Genomic DNA, 16,551 nt, shown 5'->3' on the forward strand with positions numbered 1-16,551 from the left:
CGCGCCGCATCAGATCACCCTGTCCGCGAGCGGCTCCCCCCGCTCGAAGCGCCGCAGGTTCGCCAGGAAATGCTCCACCAGCGCCATCGGCTCCTCGCGCCGCCCGCCGGCCGAATGCGGCGTGATGACGCAGCCTGGAGCGCGCCAGAGCGGGTGTTCCGGCGGCAGCGGCTCGGGATCCGTCACGTCGAGGTACGCCCCCGCGATCCTGCGCGCCTCGAGCGCCTCGAGCAGCGCGGCCTGGTCCACCGTGACGCCCCGGCCGACATTGAAGAACCACGCGTCCGGACGCATCCGCGCGAGCAGCGCGGCCGAGACCAGGCGCCGCGTCCCCTCGGCCTCGGGCAGGCTCGAGACCACGTGATCCGCCCAGGCGAAGGCGTCGCCCAGCTCCTCCCTCACGACCACGCGGAAGGGCTCGCCGCCGCGGGGGCGGGCGCGCAGGACGCGCAGATCCACCTCGAACGGGGCGAGCAGCGCAGCGAGGCGGCGGCCGATGGCGCCGAAGCCGAGGAGGAGCACCCGCCGGCCGCGCAAGAGCGCGCTCCTCGACCGCACGGAGGCGTCGGGCCAGCCGCGCGGGCCGCGCTGGTTCTCGAGGCACTCGGGCAGCCGGCGCGAGGCCGAGAGCAGGAACGCGAGCGCGTGCTCCGCGCAGGGATCGGCGTAGACACCGCTGCTCGTCGTCAGGGCGGCGCCGCGGGCGGCGAGCGCGGCGCGCACGGCCGCCACGTCGTAGCGGGCATACCCCGCCGTGCTGAGGTGCACCCAGCGGAGCCGCGGGGCCGCGCACACGTCGTCGGGGTGCGGCTGGCCAAAGACGACCTCGGCGCCCAGGACGAGGGGATCCGGCGCGACGACGGCGAGGTTCTTCGCGGAGCGCGCCGCGGCCAGCTCGAGCGCGTGCGGCGCGACGCCCTCCGAGAGCGAGCGCGCCGCCTCCGACGGCAGAACAACGGTGCTCGCGATGATCAGCCGATCCACCAGCGCCTCCTCACCCGTGTACGGCGCGCCCGAACTCCCGCATCCACGCCTGCTCGTCCGCGGTGAGCGGGCCCTTCGCGAGCGCGTCGAGGTTCTCCTCCACCTCGGCCCGGTTCTTCGGCCCCGTCAGCGCGAGATCCACGTGCGGGCTGGAGAGCTGGAATCGATAGCAGTCGCCCGCCGTCATCGCCGGCCGATCCCAGCCCTTCGGCTGCTTCAGCAACCGCCGCCACGCCGTCGCCGTGTAGGCGAGGATGCTCGGCTTCGCGTCGCGCACGTGCGGGAAGATGTCACGCTCCGCGCCGGGGTGCGCGGCGTTGTAGCGGATCATGAGCAGGTCGAGCGGCGACGACTCGGCCAGGCCGCCTGCCCGCGGGCGGTCGTGGATGCTCACCCCGAGCGCCCGCACCTTGCCGCTCTCGCGCAGGTGCACGAGCTCGCGCTCGGTCGCGCTCGTCCAGGCGGACCCGACGCCGAGCCAGCCGAGCAGGTAGACATCGAGGTGGTCGGTCCCGAGCTCCCGGAGCAGCTTCTCGGCGCCCCGGCGCACGCCCCAGCCGAACCAGCCGGCCTGCGCAAAACCGACCACCGCCACGCTGTCGCGGCGCCCCTTCAGCGCCTCGCGCAGCGGGTTGCCGAGCCCGCCCGAGCGCATCGTCCAGAGGAAGAGATTGACCCCCCGATCCATCGCCGCGCGCACCCCGCCCTCGTCGATCCCGTAGTTCGCCGCGAGGCCGAGCCGGAAGATGCGCTTGCCGCGAAAGGCTGTCGGCGCGCGGTGGAGCCAGTCGTCCATGGGGCGGATCTTACCTTACCTCCGTGGATGTCATCGGCTCGCGCGCGCCACACATTCGCCGCCCACGGCCGCCCCGACCTGTGCGAGACTCCCGGGCCACCGATGGGCCAGGACACCCCTCCCCGGTGCGCCGGCTGCAGCGCTCCGCTCCCGGAGAACGCCCGCTTCTGCCCCTCGTGCGGCCAGCTCGTCACCGCGCCGGATCCCGGCCCCGCCCTCGCTGCGACGGCGTTCCCCGCGACGCAGCCCGGCGCCGTCGGGCTGCCGCCCTCCTCCTTGCCACTGCCGCCGGTGCGGCTCTTGCCCGGGACGGAGATCAGCGTCTATCGCATCGAGTCGACGCTCGGCGAGGGCGGCATGGGCGTCGTCTACCGCGCTTACGACCGGGCGCGCGAGCGCGTCGTGGCCGTCAAATGCCTGCACTCGAACCTGTGCGGCAACCCGGAGATCCGGCGGCGGTTCGCGCGGGAAGCGCGGGTGCTCCGCTCCTGGAGCCACGACAACGTGGTCGCCGTCTACGATTTCGTCGAGCGCGATCACCTGCTCGCGATCGTCATGGAGTACGTCGACGGGTCGACGCTGGTGCGGCACCTCGAGCGGTGGCGCGGGCGCATCCCCTTCCAGGAGATCCGCGCGCTGTTCGGCGGCGTCCTCGAGGCGATGGACGAGGGGCACCGCATGGGCATCATCCATCGCGACCTCAAGCCCGACAACATCCTCGTCACGACCGGGAAAGACGGCCTCTCCCCCAAGATCGTCGACTTCGGTATCGCCAAGATCCTGGAGGGGACGACGTACACGCTGAGCGGCGCGTTCCTCGGGACGTGTTGTTACATGTCGCCCGAGCAGGTGAAGAGCCCCCACGCCGCGGATCGGCGCTCGGACATCTACTCTCTCGGCGTGACGCTCTACAAGCTGACGACAGGGCAGGTGCCGTTCGACAGCCCCAACCACTTCGCCGTGATGATGGCCCACGTCGCCGACGCCCCGGCGCCCCCCTCGTCGCTGCGCCCCGACATCCCGCCGGCCCTCGACCGGCTCGTGCTCGACGCGCTCTCGAAGGACCCGGCGGGGAGGCCGGGGTCGTGCGCGGAGTTCCGGGCGCGGCTCGACGAGGCGCTCTCGGAGTTCTCGCCCGCCCCGGCGCGGCCCTCGTCCGATGGGCGCGAGCTCGCGCCGACGGTCCGCGAGAAGACCGGCGAGCAGATGATCCTCGTCCCCGGCGGGCCGTTCCTGAGCGGGCAGCAGCGCAGGAAGGTCCATGTCGACGCCTTCTACATGGATCGCACGCCGGTCACGAACCGGCAGTTCAAGGCGTTCCTCGACGTGACGGGGTATCGCCCCGACGACGACGACGCGAGCAGGCTCCTCGCCCATTTCAGGCGCGGCGAGATCCCCGCGGGCCTCGAGGATCACCCCGTGGTGTACGTGTCGTGGGACGACGCGCGGGCCTACGCCAACTGGGCCGGCAAGCGCCTGCCGACCGAGGCCGAGTGGGAGAAGGCCGCGCGCGGCACGGACGGCCGCAAATACCCGTGGGGGCGCGCCGAGCCCGGGCCCACGCGCGCGAACTACGACAACCGCGAGGGCGGGACGGTGCCCGTCGGCTCGCTGCCGGGGGGCGCCTCCCCGTATGGCATCCTCGATCTCGCCGGCAACGTGTGGGAGTGGTGCGAGGACTACGACGATCCGCACTTCTATGCGGACGGCCCCTCCCACAACCCGCGCAACACGCGGCCTTCGGATCGGCCGCTGCTCGTGATGCGCGGCGGCTCGTGGATGTACGGCGCGCAGTCGCTCCGCACCTGGGCGCGCACGAGCTTCGAGGCGCACTACCGCTTCGCCGGCGGCGGCTTCCGCTGCGTGCGAACGGCCTCGTCGAGCTGAGGGCGCGGGCGACGGCTGTTCGGCGCGCGGCTGCTCGGCGCACGCGCGGCTGCTCGGCGCCGGCGCGCGGCGCACGAGCGCCTGGTCAACCGGCGGCGGCGCGGATAGAACGCCGGGCGCAGATGCAGACGAACAAGGCCAGGGCGAGCGGCGGCGTCCGCGTGCGGCTGACCGCCGTCCGGCGCGTGTTCCCGGTGGTGGACGACGCGGGCCGTGCGCCGAGGGATGGCGCCCCCGGCGTGATCGCGATCGACGGCATCGATCTCGACATCGCGCCTGGCGCGTTCGTCGCGCTGCTCGGCCCCTCCGGCTGCGGCAAATCCACCCTGCTGCGGCTCGTCGCCGGGCTGGACCGCGCCGACGCCGGCGCGGCCGTCGTGGAGGCCGAGGACGCGCCGGGCGGCGAGAGCCGCGCAGGCGGCGCGCGCGCGCCCCTCGCGTACGTCTTCCAGGACGCCCACCTCCTGCCCTGGCGGAGCGTCCTCGAGAACGCCGCCCTGCCGCTCGAGCTCGCCGGCGCGCCGCTCGACGAGCGCCACGCGGCGGCGCGGGCCGCGCTCATCCAGGTCGGCCTCGCCGACGCGGGCGCGCGCTACCCGGCCGAGCTCTCCGGCGGCATGCGCATGCGCGTATCGCTCGCCCGCGCGCTGGTCACGCGCCCGCGGCTGCTCCTGCTCGACGAGCCGTTCGCCGCGCTCGACGAGCTCACGAGGAGCCGGCTCGACGACGAGCTCCGCGCGCTCTGGGCCGAGCTCGGCATGACGGTGCTCTTCGTGACCCACTCGATCACCGAGGCCGCCTACCTCGCCGAGCGCGCCGTCGTCCTTTCCCCGCGGCCGGCGCGCGTCGTCGCCGACCGCACGCTGGCGCTGCCGGACAAGCGGACGGCCGCGCTGCGCACCGAGCCCGCGTTCGCGCGCGAGGTGCGCGCGCTGCAGGAGGCGCTGGAGAGCGGCGGGGCGTGAGGCCCCGCGGGCGGAACAAGCGCGCTGTCGGACTCCGGCGCTGCACGACACGCCCGCTATCGAGCGTGGGCAGCGCGATCGGCACTCGCACCCAGGTCACCTCCAATACCCTCCGTGTGCCGCAGCTCTCGGCCCCCACCGCGGCCGTCCCCACGGCTCGCGTAGCCTGTTCCCCCTCTCCCCCGCTTGCCGCTGACCGCCGCCGCGCGCGACGCCCATCGTGGGCAGAGCTCCCACTCGCCGCACGATCCCGCGCGCGAACGCGCTTCCATGCCGACAGCGCGCTCGTACAATCGTCTCATGCCCACGTGCCCCCGGCAGTTGCTTCCCCGCGCCCTTCCTTGGTTTTTGCTCGCTATAGCCGCCTGCGGCGGTGATCCGGATGTCGCGACGCCACCCGGCGATGGCGGCGGGGGCAACGGCGGCACGAGCAGCAGCTCGGGCGATGGCGGCGGGTTCGTCGGGTCGATGGCCGCCTCGGGCGGCGCAGGCGGCGAGAGTGGCTGTGAGGGCGTGAACTGCCGGGCGGACCAGCACTGCGAGGAGGAGGACGGACAAGGCACCTGCGTCAACAACACGTGCGACGATCTCACCTGCGACGCCACCGAGGTGTGCGAGACGCCCCCGGATGCAGGCGCGCGCTGCGTCGATATCGCCTGCCAGAGCGACCTCCAGTGCGCCTTCAACCAGTTCTGCAACGGCACCATCTGCGTCGTCGATGCCTGCACGGCCGGCGAGCGGACGTGCGACGGCGACAGCCTCCAGCAGTGCGTGTCGAACGGCAGCACCACGCGCGAGCTCTTCACGTGCGGCGGACAGGCCTACTTCGAGAGCACGTGCACCGACGACGGCGCCGGGACCGCCAGCTGCCCCTGCGAGGACGACTGGGACTGCCCCACCTACGCCTCCTGCGAGGTCGGCTCCTGCTCCGGCACGGGCGCCGCGCCCACGTGCCTCTTGCCGCCGGAGCCGTTCGCGGGCGCCCTGCCGCAGAACGAGATCCAGTGGGGAGGGGAGAACCGCGCCAACTCCGACGCCGCCAACAGCCCGTTCAAGACCTCGGCGCAGACCGTCATGACGCCGCTCGTCGCCAACCTCGACGACGACAACGGCGACGGGCTCATCAACGAGCTCGACTTCCCCGAGATCATCTTCACGACGTTCTGCGGCTCGGACTTCGACAAGAACGGCGTCCTCCGCGCGATCCACGGCGGCGGTCCCCGCAAGGGAGAGAACTACTTCGCGGTGCTCGGCGCGCAGGTCTGGCACGAAGGCGACCCCATCGACGCGCCCTACGCCTGCGCCGACGCGACGCTGATGCCGACCGCCGGGCTGGCCGTCGGCGATCTCGACGGCGACGGCGTCCCCGAGATCGTCGCGGTCACCGCCGTCGTGGAGATGCAGGGCTCCACGAAGGTGATGAAGACAGGGCTCCAGATCTTCAGCAACACGGGCGAGACCAAGGTCCTCACGGACATACTCTGGACGGGCTACAACGAGCCGTCGCCCGCGCTCGCCAACATCGACGGACAGGGGCTCCCGGAGATCGTGGTCGGGCCGAACGTGTTCACGTTGCGCGTCGACGAGGCGACCCGCGAGCTCTCCATCGTCGACCACTTCAAGGGCGACAAGGCTCAAGGGGTACAGGGGTCTCCGGCGAACCCGCAGAACCGGCTCGGGCCCATCGCCTGCGTCGCGAACCTCGACGACGACCCCCGGCTGGAGATCGTCGCGGGCAGCACCGCCTATATTCTGCCCCGCCCGCCGCCCGGCGTGACGAGCAGGGCCGGGTGCGCGCCGCCCTACGCCGACAAGGACGCGACGGCGTTCTGCGAGGGCAAGCTCCTCGAGCTCTGGGACGGGCAGACCGTCAACGGCACGGCCGGGATCCCGAACGCGCAGCGCGACGGCCTCTGCGCCGTGGCCGACGTCCTCGGAGAGGACCAGGACGCCGCGCCCGGGCCGAACAACCCGCTCGATAAGCGCCCGGAGGTGATCCTGTTCAACAACGGGTACTTCTTCGTGCTCAACGGGCAGGACGGCACCATCAAGCGCCGCCAGGTGATGACGGCCGAGGGCACCACCTTCGACGGCGGCGCCCCGAACGTGGACGACTTCGACGGCGACGGCTTCCCCGAGGTCGGCACGGCGTTCGGCCTCCGCTACATGATGTTCGATCTCCAGGCGCCGACGGCCGAGTGCCCGGCGTGGCCCAACGCGTTCACCGACGGGGTCACGGGATTGCAGGGCAACCCGGAGCGGACCCCGAACGGGAAGCCGTGCACCACGGACGAGGAGTGCGGCGCCCCGGGCGCGGCGACGTGCAACCAGCAGCGGGGCACCTGCGTCTGCTACCACAACGGCTGGCAGCGGTTGACCGAGGACGACTCGAGCCGCACCACCGGGTCGAGCGTGTTCGACTTCAACGGCGACGGCGCCGCCGAGGTCATCTACAACGACGAGTGCTACTTCCGCGTCTACGACGGCGTGACGGCCGACGTCCTGTTCAAGGTGCCCTCGCCGAGCCGCACCCGATCCGAGTACCCGATCGTCGCCGACGTCGACAACGACGGCAACGCGGAGATCGTGTTCGGCACCTCGAACGAATCGAACCATTGCTCGCAAGGCACCGACTTCAACAACGGCCTCGAGGTCTGGGGCGCGCAGAACGACCTCTGGGTCTCGGCGCGCCGCATCTGGAACCAGCACAGCTACCACGTGACGAACGTGCTCGAGAGCGGCGGCATCCCCGTGCGGGAGCCCGAGAGCTGGAAGGCGTACGGCGGCCGCACCTACAACACCTACCGCTCGAACCCGCGGTCGTACGGGATCGCGCCGGATCTCGCGCTGAGCGGCATCCAGGTCTCGTCCCCGGACGCGACCTGCGGCGAGCTCACCGACGAGGTCGCCATCACCGTGCGCGTCGAGAACCTCGGTGATCTCCGCGTCGGCCCCGGCGTCGCCATCAACTTCTACGGCGAGTGGGACACGCCGGTCGTCGACGAGCCGCTCTACGGTGAGGACCTCGCGCCGCTGCAGTTCGTCCTCCAGAGCAGCATCGAGCCGCACAGCTCGTTGCTCCTCACGGTGCACTACAACGCCACGCACAACCCGCAGGGGACGCTGCCCGCCCGCGTGCGCGCGGTCGTCGACGAGGACGCCATCGAGCGCGAGTGCCACGAGGACAACAACACGCTCACCGCGCCGCTCGACGCCGGCAGCGCGCGCCCGGACCTCCAGATCGAGATCGGCCGGGTGAACACCAACAAGTGCGCCATGAAGCAGGTCGACGTGCCGACGACCGTCACCAACGCCGGCTCCGCGCCGGCCAGCGACGTGCGGATCCGGTACTACGCAGGCGATCCCGGCCAGGGCGGGACGGCGCTCCACGAGGAGGTCATCCCGGGGCCGATCGCGCCAGGGGCGAGCGTGAATCTCACCGCCACCATCGAGAAGTTCCCGTCGAACCTGTCGATCCTGATCTACGCCATCGTCGACCCAGACGGCGCGATCGACGAGTGCAACGACGGGAACAACAAGGACGCCGCGTCGGACAAGATCCTGTGCCCGGAGATCAACTGACGCGCCGGCGTCCGGCCGGCGGGCCTCCCTGCCAGCCGGACGCGCGCCACGCCGGCGCCGCGCGCCGCGCTGGCGCACGAACACCGGCTCCCGCCCGGAGCGCGGTGCTATGCCTGTGCGCCCCGCCGCGCCGCTGACGGCGCCCCGCAAGGCGCGCCGCCCCGGCGCGCTGCACCCCGCGCCCCGCGCGCCGCGACCCAAGCCCCTACAGCGCCATGCTCGGAACCTCGAACCTCGCGAAATCATTCGGTGATCGGACCCTCTTTGAAGGCGTCTCGCTCAAGCTGAACGCCGGATCCCGCTACGGCCTGGTGGGCGCGAACGGCTCAGGGAAGACCACCTTCCTGAAGATCGTGGCGGGCGACGAGCCCGCGAGCGACGGGAACGTCAGCATCCCGAAGGACGCCCGCGTGGGTGTGCTCCGGCAGGACCGGTTCCTCAGCGACGACCAGATCATCCTGGATCTCGCGATGATGGGTGATCGCGTCGTGTGGGAGGCGCTCGTCGAGTCGCGGCGCCTCGCGGAGGACGGCGGCGACGCCGGCCGGGTGGCCGACCTGGAGGATCGCATCCGCGCCCACGACGGGTACACGCTGGAGGCGCGCGCGAGCGCCGTCCTCGAGGGGCTCGGCATCCCCGTGGAGGCGCACCGGAGGCCGCTCTCCACGCTCTCGGGCGGCTTCAAGCTGCGCGTGCTGCTCGCGCAGGTGCTCCTCGGCGGCGCGGACGTGCTGCTGCTCGACGAGCCCACGAACCACCTCGACATCCTCTCCATCCGCTGGCTCGAGAAGTTCCTGGCCGGCTACAAGGGCTGCGCGGTCGTCATCTCCCACGACCAGCGCTTCCTCGACAACGTCGCCACGCACATCCTCGACGTCGACTACGAGACCATCACGCTCTACACGGGCAACTACGCCGCCTTCGTCGTCGAGAAGCAGGCGATCCGCGAGCGCAAGCAGGCCGAGATCGCCCGCGCCGAGAAGATCATCGCGGACAAGCGCGCGTTCGTGGAGCGGTTCGGCGCGAAGGCGACCAAGGCGCGCCAGGCGCAGAGCCGGCTCAAGCAGATCGAGAAGATCGAGGTCGAGGAGCTCGCCGACACGTCGCGCCGTTCGCCGGTGTTCCGGTTCGCGATCCAGAGGCCGAGCGGGCGCGACGTGCTCGAGGCGAAGGGGATCTCGAAGTCGTACGGCGCGAAGCAGGTGCTGCGCGACGTGTCGCTATCGGTGCGACGGGGCGAGCGGGTCGCGGTGATCGGGCCGAACGGGCTAGGCAAGTCGACCCTGCTCAAGATCCTCGTGGGCCGGCTCGCGGCCGACGCCGGCGGCGCGTCGTGGGGGCACGAGGCCCGCATCGGCTACTTCGCCCAGGATCACCGCGAGCTGCTCGTCGACGGGTCGATGACGCCGCTCTCCTTCCTGTGGGCGGCGTGCCCCGACGAGTCGCCGAGCTACGTCCGCGGCCAGCTCGGCAAGGCGCTGTTCTCGGGCGACGACGTCGAGAAGAGCGTCGGCTCGCTCTCCGGCGGCGAGGCGGCGCGGCTCATCTTCTGCCGGATCATCGTCGAGCGCCCCAACGTGCTCGTGCTCGACGAGCCGACCAACCACCTCGATCTCGAGGCGATCCAGGGGCTCGTCGAGGGGCTCAAGGCGTTCGAGGGGACGGTGCTCTTCGTCTCGCACGATCGCTACTTCGTCTCCGAGCTGGCGACGCGCATCCTCGAGGTGACGCCGAGCGGGCCGCGCGATTTCCCCGGCACCTACGAGGAGTACCTGGCCGGCTGCGGCGATGATCACCTCGACGCCGACACGGTGGTGCTGAAGGCGAAGCGCGAGCACACGAAGGCGGCCGCGCCTGCGGAGGCGGGCGGCTCCTGGGAGGAGCAGAAGCGGCGTCGCAACCGGCAGAAGGAGCTGCCCGCGCGGCGCGACAAGGTGCTCGCGTCCATCGAGGCGGCCGAGGCGCGGAAGAAGGCGATCCACGACCTCTACTGCAGCGACGGCTTCTTCGAGCGCACCGGGCAGGCCGAGATCGCGGCGCTCCAGGCCGAGGACGAGGCGCTCGGCCCGCGCATCGACGCGCTCATGGCGGAGTGGGAGCAGATCGAGCAGGAGATCGCGGAGCTCGGGGCGGTCCAGCCGCAGTGAGGTCCTGACGGGCTGCCCGGCCCGAAGGTCCTGACGGGCTGCCCGGCCCCGGGAGAGGGGGTCCGCCGCGCGGCGCGGGGGCCCCCCTCTCCCGGGGCCTACCTGTTCGCAGAACCGGGAAGCGAGCGGCGGCAACTCACCCTGATCGCAACGCGAGCGGCGGCTCGCCTAATGCCCTCGTGTCTTGCGGCTGGCCATGTCGATGCCGACGGCGAGGATGAGGATGATGCCTTTGATGATCGGCTGCCAGAAGCTCTCCGTGTTCATCAGGCTCATGCCGTTGTCGAGCGAGGCCATGACGAGCGCGCCGAGCAGCGCGCCCCAGATGGTGCCCTGCCCGCCGAGGAGCGACGTGCCGCCGATGACGGCGGCCGCGATGGCGTCGAGCTCCATCATCCGGCCTGCGTCCGAGGTCGCGGAGCCGACGCGGGCGGTGAGCACCACGCCCGCGATGCCCGCCATCACGCCCATCAGCGTGAACACGGCGATGAGGTGACGATCGATGCTGATGCCGGAGTAGAAGGCCGCCTCTCGGTTGCCGCCGATCGCGTAGAGGTGCCGCCCGAACGTCGTGTGCTTCGCGAGCACCGTGAACACGGTCGCGAGCACGAGCACGACCAGCACGGGGAACGGCACACCCTCGTAGGAGTTCATCAGGGCGGCGAACGCGAGGGAGAACACGGCGAGCCCGATCCACGGGTAGCGCGCCGAGCCTCTCGCGCGCGCCGCCTTGTACAGCAGCCCGACGCAGAGGACGCCAGCGCCCGCCCAGCCGAGGGTGTGCGGCACGTACGCCTGGCCCACGAACAGGTAAGGACGCGCCGGCGAGATGGACACACCACCTGTCAAGCCGAGCATGGAGCCCTGGAAGATGAGCATCCCGCCGAGCGTGACGATGAAGGGGGGAATCCGCAGCCGCGCCACCAGGGTGCCCTGCACGAAGCCAAGGACGGCCCCGAGCAGGAGCGGCAGGACGAAGGCGGCCGGCAGCGGCCAGCCGAGGCTCACGTAGATCATCGCCGATGAGGCGCCGAGCAGACCGGTGAGCGCGCCCACCGAGAGATCGATCTGCCCCGCGACGATGACCATCACCATGCCGATGGCCAGGATCGAGGTCACCGACATCTGCCGCGCGAGGAGCGTCAGGTTGCGCGGCGTCACGAACGTCCCATCGGTCGTGATGGAGAAGGCAATCCAGATCGCGATGAGCGAGCCCACCATCGAGAGGGCGCGCCAGGGGATACGCACGCGAAGCTTGGCCTCGCTCATTCCGTCACCTTCCTCGTTGCAGCAGCCATCACGCGCTCCGCGGTCGCGTCCTTCCGATCGATGCAGGCCGTCGGCCTGCCCTGGTTGAGGACCAGCACACGGTGGCTCATGCCCAGTAGCTCCGGTAGATCGGAGGACACGAGCACCACGGCGAGCCCATCCGAAGCGAGCTTGTGGATGAGCTGGTAGATCTCCGCCTTCGCGCCGACGTCGATTCCCCGGGTCGGCTCGTCGAGCAGCAGCACCCGCGGCCCCGTCATCAGCCATTTGCCGATGACGATCTTCTGCTGGTTGCCGCCCGAGAGCTGGTTCGCGAGCGCGAGCGGCCCAGACGCCTTGGTCCTGAGCGCCTTCATCTGCTCGACGGCCGTGACCTCCCGATCGGTGTGATCGAGGAAGAGCCCCTTCACGAACCGCCGCAGGGTCGCGAGCGTGATGTTGTCGAGGAGCGTCGCCTCGAGCACCAGGCCGTAGCGCTTGCGATCCTCGCTGACGAGCGCGATGCCCGCCTCGATCGCCTGCGCGGGCGCCGTGTACGGCGGCGTCGCGGGGCCGCCTCGGACCGAGATCGCGCCGGTGACGCGGCTCGTTGCAGCACCAAAGATCGTCGAGAGGAGCGCGGTGCGGCCGGCGCCCATGAGGCCGCCGATGCCCAGCACCTCGCCGGCGCGCACCTCGAAGCTCACGTCGCGCAGCACGAACCGCCCGGGGTGCCCAGCGTCCTCGACCGACCAGCCCTGGACCGACATCGCGACGGGGCCCTCCGGCGGCGGGGGGCAGGGATAGAGGTTCGTCACCTCGCGGCCGACCATGTACGAGATGACGTTGTCGGGCGAGAGCGCGGTCCGCGGCTGGGTCGTGATCGACTTGCCGTCACGGAGGACCGTGATGCGGTCGGCGATCTCGAAGACCTCCTCGAGCCGGTGGCTGATGTAGATGCAGGAGACGCCGCGGGCGCGCAGATCGCGGAGCAGGCCGAGCAACGTCCTCACGCCAGACTCGGTGAGCGCCGCCGTGGGCTCGTCGAGGACGAGGATCTTCGCGTCCTTTAGCAGCGCCTTCGCGATCTCGACCATCTGCTGCTGGCCGATGCCCAGGTCCTTGATCGGGCGCTCGGGATCGATGTCGAGCCCGACGCGCGCGAGCGCCTCCCGGGCCAGGGCCCGCACCGCGTCCCAGTCGATGAGCCCCCCGCGGACGGGCTCGCGCCCGAGCACGAGGTTCTCGGCGACGGTGAGATCGGGCACGAGCGCGAGCTCCTGCGCGATCAGCGCGATGCGGTGCTCCTCGGCGCTGCGCATGCCGCTGAACTGCACGACGCCGCCGTTCAAGCGGATCTCGCCGCCGTAGGTGCCTGCGGGGTAGTAGCCGCAGAGGATCTTGATGAGGGTGCTCTTACCCGCGCCGTTCTCGCCGCAGAGGGCGTGAATCTCGCCTTCCTGGAGGTCGAACGAGACGCCATCGAGGGCTTTCACCCCGGGGAACTGCTTCGTGATCGATGCGAGCTCGAGGAGAGGCATTGTCCTGGGCGCAAGGGGCGTCAGCGCGCGGCCACGTTCGCCTGGGAGGGGCCTGCGATGCAAGCACTTTGTTGGAAGCGCGGAGAGGAGCTAGGCGCCCGGGTCGTCGCGCGTGAGGCGTGACGCGTCACGCCTCACGCGTCTCGCATGTTTCCTGGGAGGTGCGGGGGGCGAAGAGTGTATGAGAGCCCCCTGCGCGAGGGCTCCCGGAGCAGCCGAGGCGAGGGCGCTCAGTTGTAGAAGCCGAGGTCGTCGATGTAGAGGTCGAACTTGGGCGCGATGCCGATCTGGAACTGGATCGCGTAGAGCTTCGTCGCGTCGATCTGGTCGGTGCCCGCCGCATCGCCCCAGCCGCCCTGCTTCAGGTCCGCGAAGGGAATCGTGAACTGCTGCCACTCCTCGGTGACGGGGAGCGACTTTTGCCACGCGTCGCACTCCGAGCAGGAACCGCCGGTCGGATCCGTGCCCGGATCCGAGATCAGAACGGTCACGCTCGTACCGGAGCCCGCGCCGAGTTTGGCCCAGAACGTGATTCCGGTGTACGCCGAGGCGTCATAGGAGGCCTTGGCGCCCTCGGGGCTGTTCAGATCGAAGCCGAAACCAGCGCCCCACGTCTCGAAGCCTTCCCCCCACGAGCGCGCCGCATACGTGCTCTGCGAGCGCGCCGGCTCGAGCGCCGTCATCGTGAAAGGCTCCTCCCCGGTCCCCTCCGGATCGGGCGGCGGGGTCTGCGTGGCCCCCTCCGAACCGTCATTGAAGGTGTACCAGTAACCGACCCGCCCGCCCTTGGCCAGGATGGCGTTGTCGTTGTCCTCCATGTCATCGATCATCTCGATCGTCTGGGGGCCCCCGCCCGCGCCCGTCGACGCCGAGGTGCTCGCAGCCGACGAGGTCGTGGCGGGGTCGGTGGTCCCCGTGCTCGCCGTCGTGGTCGACGGGTCCACGGTGCCCGCGGAGGTCGTGCTGCCGGCGCTGCCGGAGCCGCCAGCGCCCCCGCTCCCGCCGCCGCCGTCGTCGTCGCCACCGCACGCCGCGAACGCCGCGACAGCCAGTCCACAGACCGCCAAGTTAAAAGCACGCAGGAAAATTCTAGTCTTCATACGTTCAACTCTCCGTATCTACGTTATGCTAATCAGCGCTCGCTCTGGGCCGGACGTCAATTGAATCAAGGAGCGTCCTGGCGCGGCGAGTATCGCCTGGAAGTTCAGGCCCTGCAACCTTCTTCTTTCTTCGCTGCAATCCATCTTTCTCTTCGTTCGCCGTCGTTCGCCGTCGTTCGCGCCGTCGTTCGCGCCGTCGTTCGCCAGAGAGGCGAGGCTCGCGCGAATGTCCTTGTTGGGCCCGCTCGCAACGGCGGTGGCATGTTCGGAGCGTCGTTGAGACGTGAGCGCCTGGATCAGCGCGAGTGGCCGCCTGCTTGCAAGGCGCCTTCGCGGGCTCTCTCGGGGAGGCTCGAAGGAGGAGAGATGGCACGGGCGAAGGCTGGCCGGCGAGCGCGCGCCGCGTCACAGAGGGGCGCGCAGAGCGCGGACCGGGAGCGGAGCGGCGGCGAAGGCGCGCCCCCGACGGAGCAGGAGAGAACCCCGCTGAGAGAGCGGCAGAGCGCGGCGGCGCAGCGCGGGAGCTGCGCGCGGCTGCCGGGGAGGAGGGGAATCGGGGGGCTGCTCTTGAGCCGGCTGGAGACGGCGGCATACCGCATCTACGAGCGGGTCGCCGGGCTGTCCGAGGAGCGGCCGTCGCTCGGGGTCGAGATCGCGGCGCCGGCGCTGCGGGCGCTCGGGGCCCGCGCCCCGCGGGTCGTGAGCAGCGTCACGGTGAACCGCGTGCGGGCGGCGGTCCTGCACGCGCTGCAGGACGCGGCGGGCGTGCGGCGCCTCCTGCAGAGCATCGGGCGCGTGGAGGCGGGCGCGAAGAGGCAGGCCTCGACGATCCGGGCGGCCGGCGCGGGTGGCCCGGAGCGCACGCCGGCAGGCGTCGTTTCGCTCGCGACCGCGCCGGGCGACAGGGGCACGGAGATCAAGGTGGTGCTGCCCGGCGCGCGGCCGAGGGGGCGGCTCGCGCGCGCGGCGGGCGAGCTGCTCGCGGAGCTGCCCAGACGGCAGCTGCGGGGCGAGCTGCGGCGGCTGAGGCAATGGATCGAGATCGGCGAGATCCCGACGACGGCGGGGCAGCCGTCCGGCCGGGCAGACCGTGAGAGGGAGTGACCATGCGCGCGATCTGCTGGAACGGGGTGGATGACATCGTCGTGGAGTCGGTGCCCGAGCCGAAGCTCATCAGCCCGCACGACGCCATCGTCCGCGTCTCGCTGTCGTCAGTCTGCGGCTCGGATCTGCACCTGCTGCACGGGTACGTCCCGACGATGAAGCAGGGCGACATCCTCGGGCACGAGTTCCTCGGCGAGGTCGTGGCGACCGGCGCGGAGGTGAAGCGGGTTCAGCGGGGCGATCGCGTCGTCGTGTCGTCCATCATCGGGTGTGGGCGGTGCGCGTATTGCCAGCGCGAGCTGTGGTCGCTCTGCGAAAACTCGAATCCTCATCACGTGGTGACGGACAGGGTGTTCGGGGACACGACAGCCGCGATCTTCGGCTACTCGCATGCTTTCGGGGGCTTCGCGGGGAGCCACGCCGAGTACGTGCGCGTGCCGTTCGCGGATCACGGCGCGTTCAAGGTCCCCGACGGGGTGCCGGACGAGAGCGCCCTGTTCGCCTCCGACGCGCTCTCGACGGGCTACATGGCGGCCGAGCTCTGCGACATCCGCCCGGGCCAGGTCGTCGCCGTCTGGGGGTGCGGGGGCGTCGGTCAGATGGCGATCAAGAGCGCCTATCTCCTCGGCGCCGAGCGCGTCATCGCGATCGACCGGATCGCGGACCGCCTGGCGATGGCGAAGGCGCGCGGGGGCGCCGACGCCATCAACTACGCCGAGGTCGACGTCCAGGAGGCGCTCCGCGAGATGACCGGCGGGCGCGGCCCCGACGCCTGCATCGACGCGGTGGGCATGGAAGCCGATGGAACGGGCCTGCAGCACGCGGTCGATCGGGTGAAGCAGGCGTTCCGGATGCAGAGCGACCGCCCGCTCGTGCTGCGCGAGGCGATGCTCGCCTGCCGCAAGGGCGGCACGGTGTCCATCGTGGGCGTCTATTCCGGGTTCGCCGACAAGATCCCGCTCGGCGCGCTCATGAACAAGGCGCTCATCGTCAGGACCGGCCAGCAGCACGGACAGCGGTACATCCCGCGGCTGCTCGATCACATTCAGCGCGGCGACATCGATCCGTCGTACCTCCTGACGCACCGGATGTGCCTCGACGACGGGCCGCGCGGATACCGCCTCTTCGAGGCGCGCGCAGAGGCGTGCATGCGCGCGGTGTTCGCCCCCTGACCCTGGCGAGGCCGCCGCGCCCTCG

General features: G+C 71.2%; 11 protein-coding genes. 6 read left to right on the forward strand and 5 right to left on the reverse strand.

What is annotated here, in order from left to right:
• Positions 1 to 9: 9 nt before the first annotated feature.
• A complete protein-coding gene (locus WME79_RS30915) occupies positions 10 to 984 on the reverse strand; it encodes an NAD(P)-dependent oxidoreductase (protein WP_437522140.1) in 975 nt (324 codons plus the stop codon).
• 10 nt (positions 985 to 994) lie between these two features.
• Positions 995 to 1,780, reverse strand: a complete 786-nt coding sequence (locus WME79_RS30920; RefSeq protein ID WP_437522142.1) for an aldo/keto reductase — start codon at positions 1,778 to 1,780, stop codon at positions 995 to 997.
• A 102-nt stretch (positions 1,781 to 1,882) separates the two neighbouring features.
• Here WME79_RS30920 and WME79_RS30925 point away from each other — a divergent pair, with 102 nt between their 5' ends.
• The 4 genes from WME79_RS30925 (at position 1,883) to WME79_RS30940 (ending at position 10,361) form a co-directional block, all read left to right on the forward strand.
• Complete coding sequence (locus tag WME79_RS30925; protein WP_437522144.1) at positions 1,883 to 3,667, forward strand: SUMF1/EgtB/PvdO family nonheme iron enzyme; 1,785 nt, start codon at positions 1,883 to 1,885, stop codon at positions 3,665 to 3,667.
• 122 nt (positions 3,668 to 3,789) lie between these two features.
• Complete coding sequence (locus WME79_RS30930) at positions 3,790 to 4,632, forward strand: ABC transporter ATP-binding protein (protein WP_437522146.1); 843 nt, start codon at positions 3,790 to 3,792, stop codon at positions 4,630 to 4,632.
• Positions 4,633 to 4,980: 348 nt separating this feature from the next.
• Positions 4,981 to 8,214 (forward strand): CARDB domain-containing protein, encoded by a 3,234-nt coding sequence (locus WME79_RS30935; RefSeq protein WP_437522148.1) that lies wholly within the window; start codon positions 4,981 to 4,983, stop codon positions 8,212 to 8,214.
• 215 nt (positions 8,215 to 8,429) lie between these two features.
• A complete protein-coding gene (locus tag WME79_RS30940; protein WP_437522150.1) occupies positions 8,430 to 10,361 on the forward strand; it encodes an ABC-F family ATP-binding cassette domain-containing protein in 1,932 nt (643 codons plus the stop codon).
• Positions 10,362 to 10,529: 168 nt separating this feature from the next.
• On the opposite strand, the gene WME79_RS30945 is transcribed toward WME79_RS30940, so the two are convergent.
• The 3 genes from WME79_RS30945 to WME79_RS30955 all read right to left on the reverse strand — a co-directional run bounded on the left by WME79_RS30945 (position 10,530) and on the right by WME79_RS30955 (position 14,250).
• The gene (locus tag WME79_RS30945; protein WP_437522152.1) at positions 10,530 to 11,630 is read right to left on the reverse strand and encodes a sugar ABC transporter permease; all 1,101 of its coding nucleotides are present in this window, start codon (positions 11,628 to 11,630) and stop codon (positions 10,530 to 10,532) included.
• The gene (locus WME79_RS30950; protein ID WP_437522154.1) at positions 11,627 to 13,150 is read right to left on the reverse strand and encodes a sugar ABC transporter ATP-binding protein; all 1,524 of its coding nucleotides are present in this window, start codon (positions 13,148 to 13,150) and stop codon (positions 11,627 to 11,629) included. The genes WME79_RS30945 and WME79_RS30950 overlap by 4 nt, the downstream gene beginning before the upstream one ends.
• Positions 13,151 to 13,380: 230 nt before the next feature.
• Positions 13,381 to 14,250 (reverse strand): hypothetical protein, encoded by an 870-nt coding sequence (locus WME79_RS30955; RefSeq protein ID WP_437522156.1) that lies wholly within the window; start codon positions 14,248 to 14,250, stop codon positions 13,381 to 13,383.
• A gap of 366 nt (positions 14,251 to 14,616) precedes the next feature.
• Here WME79_RS30955 and WME79_RS30960 point away from each other — a divergent pair, with 366 nt between their 5' ends.
• Positions 14,617 to 15,354: a hypothetical protein gene (locus WME79_RS30960; protein ID WP_437522158.1), complete on the forward strand. Its 738-nt coding sequence runs from the start codon at positions 14,617 to 14,619 to the stop codon at positions 15,352 to 15,354.
• Positions 15,355 to 15,356: 2 nt separating this feature from the next.
• Positions 15,357 to 16,526, forward strand: a complete 1,170-nt coding sequence (locus tag WME79_RS30965) for a zinc-dependent alcohol dehydrogenase (RefSeq protein ID WP_437522160.1) — start codon at positions 15,357 to 15,359, stop codon at positions 16,524 to 16,526.
• Positions 16,527 to 16,551 lie beyond the last annotated feature (25 nt).

This window comes from Sorangium sp. So ce726, assembly GCF_051521405.1.
Taxonomy (GTDB): domain Bacteria; phylum Myxococcota_A; class Polyangia; order Polyangiales; family Polyangiaceae; genus Sorangium.

Coding starts and splice junctions, on each gene's coding strand:
- WME79_RS30920 (WP_437522142.1), bottom strand. CDS start 1,780: ATGGACGACTGGCTCCACCGCGCGCCGACAGCCTTTCGCGGCAAGCGC.
- WME79_RS30925 (WP_437522144.1), top strand. CDS start 1,883: ATGGGCCAGGACACCCCTCCCCGGTGCGCCGGCTGCAGCGCTCCGCTC.
- WME79_RS30930 (WP_437522146.1), top strand. CDS start 3,790: ATGCAGACGAACAAGGCCAGGGCGAGCGGCGGCGTCCGCGTGCGGCTG.
- WME79_RS30940 (WP_437522150.1), top strand. CDS start 8,430: ATGCTCGGAACCTCGAACCTCGCGAAATCATTCGGTGATCGGACCCTC.
- WME79_RS30945 (WP_437522152.1), bottom strand. CDS start 11,630: ATGAGCGAGGCCAAGCTTCGCGTGCGTATCCCCTGGCGCGCCCTCTCG.
- WME79_RS30950 (WP_437522154.1), bottom strand. CDS start 13,150: ATGCCTCTCCTCGAGCTCGCATCGATCACGAAGCAGTTCCCCGGGGTG.
- WME79_RS30955 (WP_437522156.1), bottom strand. CDS start 14,250: ATGAAGACTAGAATTTTCCTGCGTGCTTTTAACTTGGCGGTCTGTGGA.
- WME79_RS30960 (WP_437522158.1), top strand. CDS start 14,617: ATGGCACGGGCGAAGGCTGGCCGGCGAGCGCGCGCCGCGTCACAGAGG.
- WME79_RS30965 (WP_437522160.1), top strand. CDS start 15,357: ATGCGCGCGATCTGCTGGAACGGGGTGGATGACATCGTCGTGGAGTCG.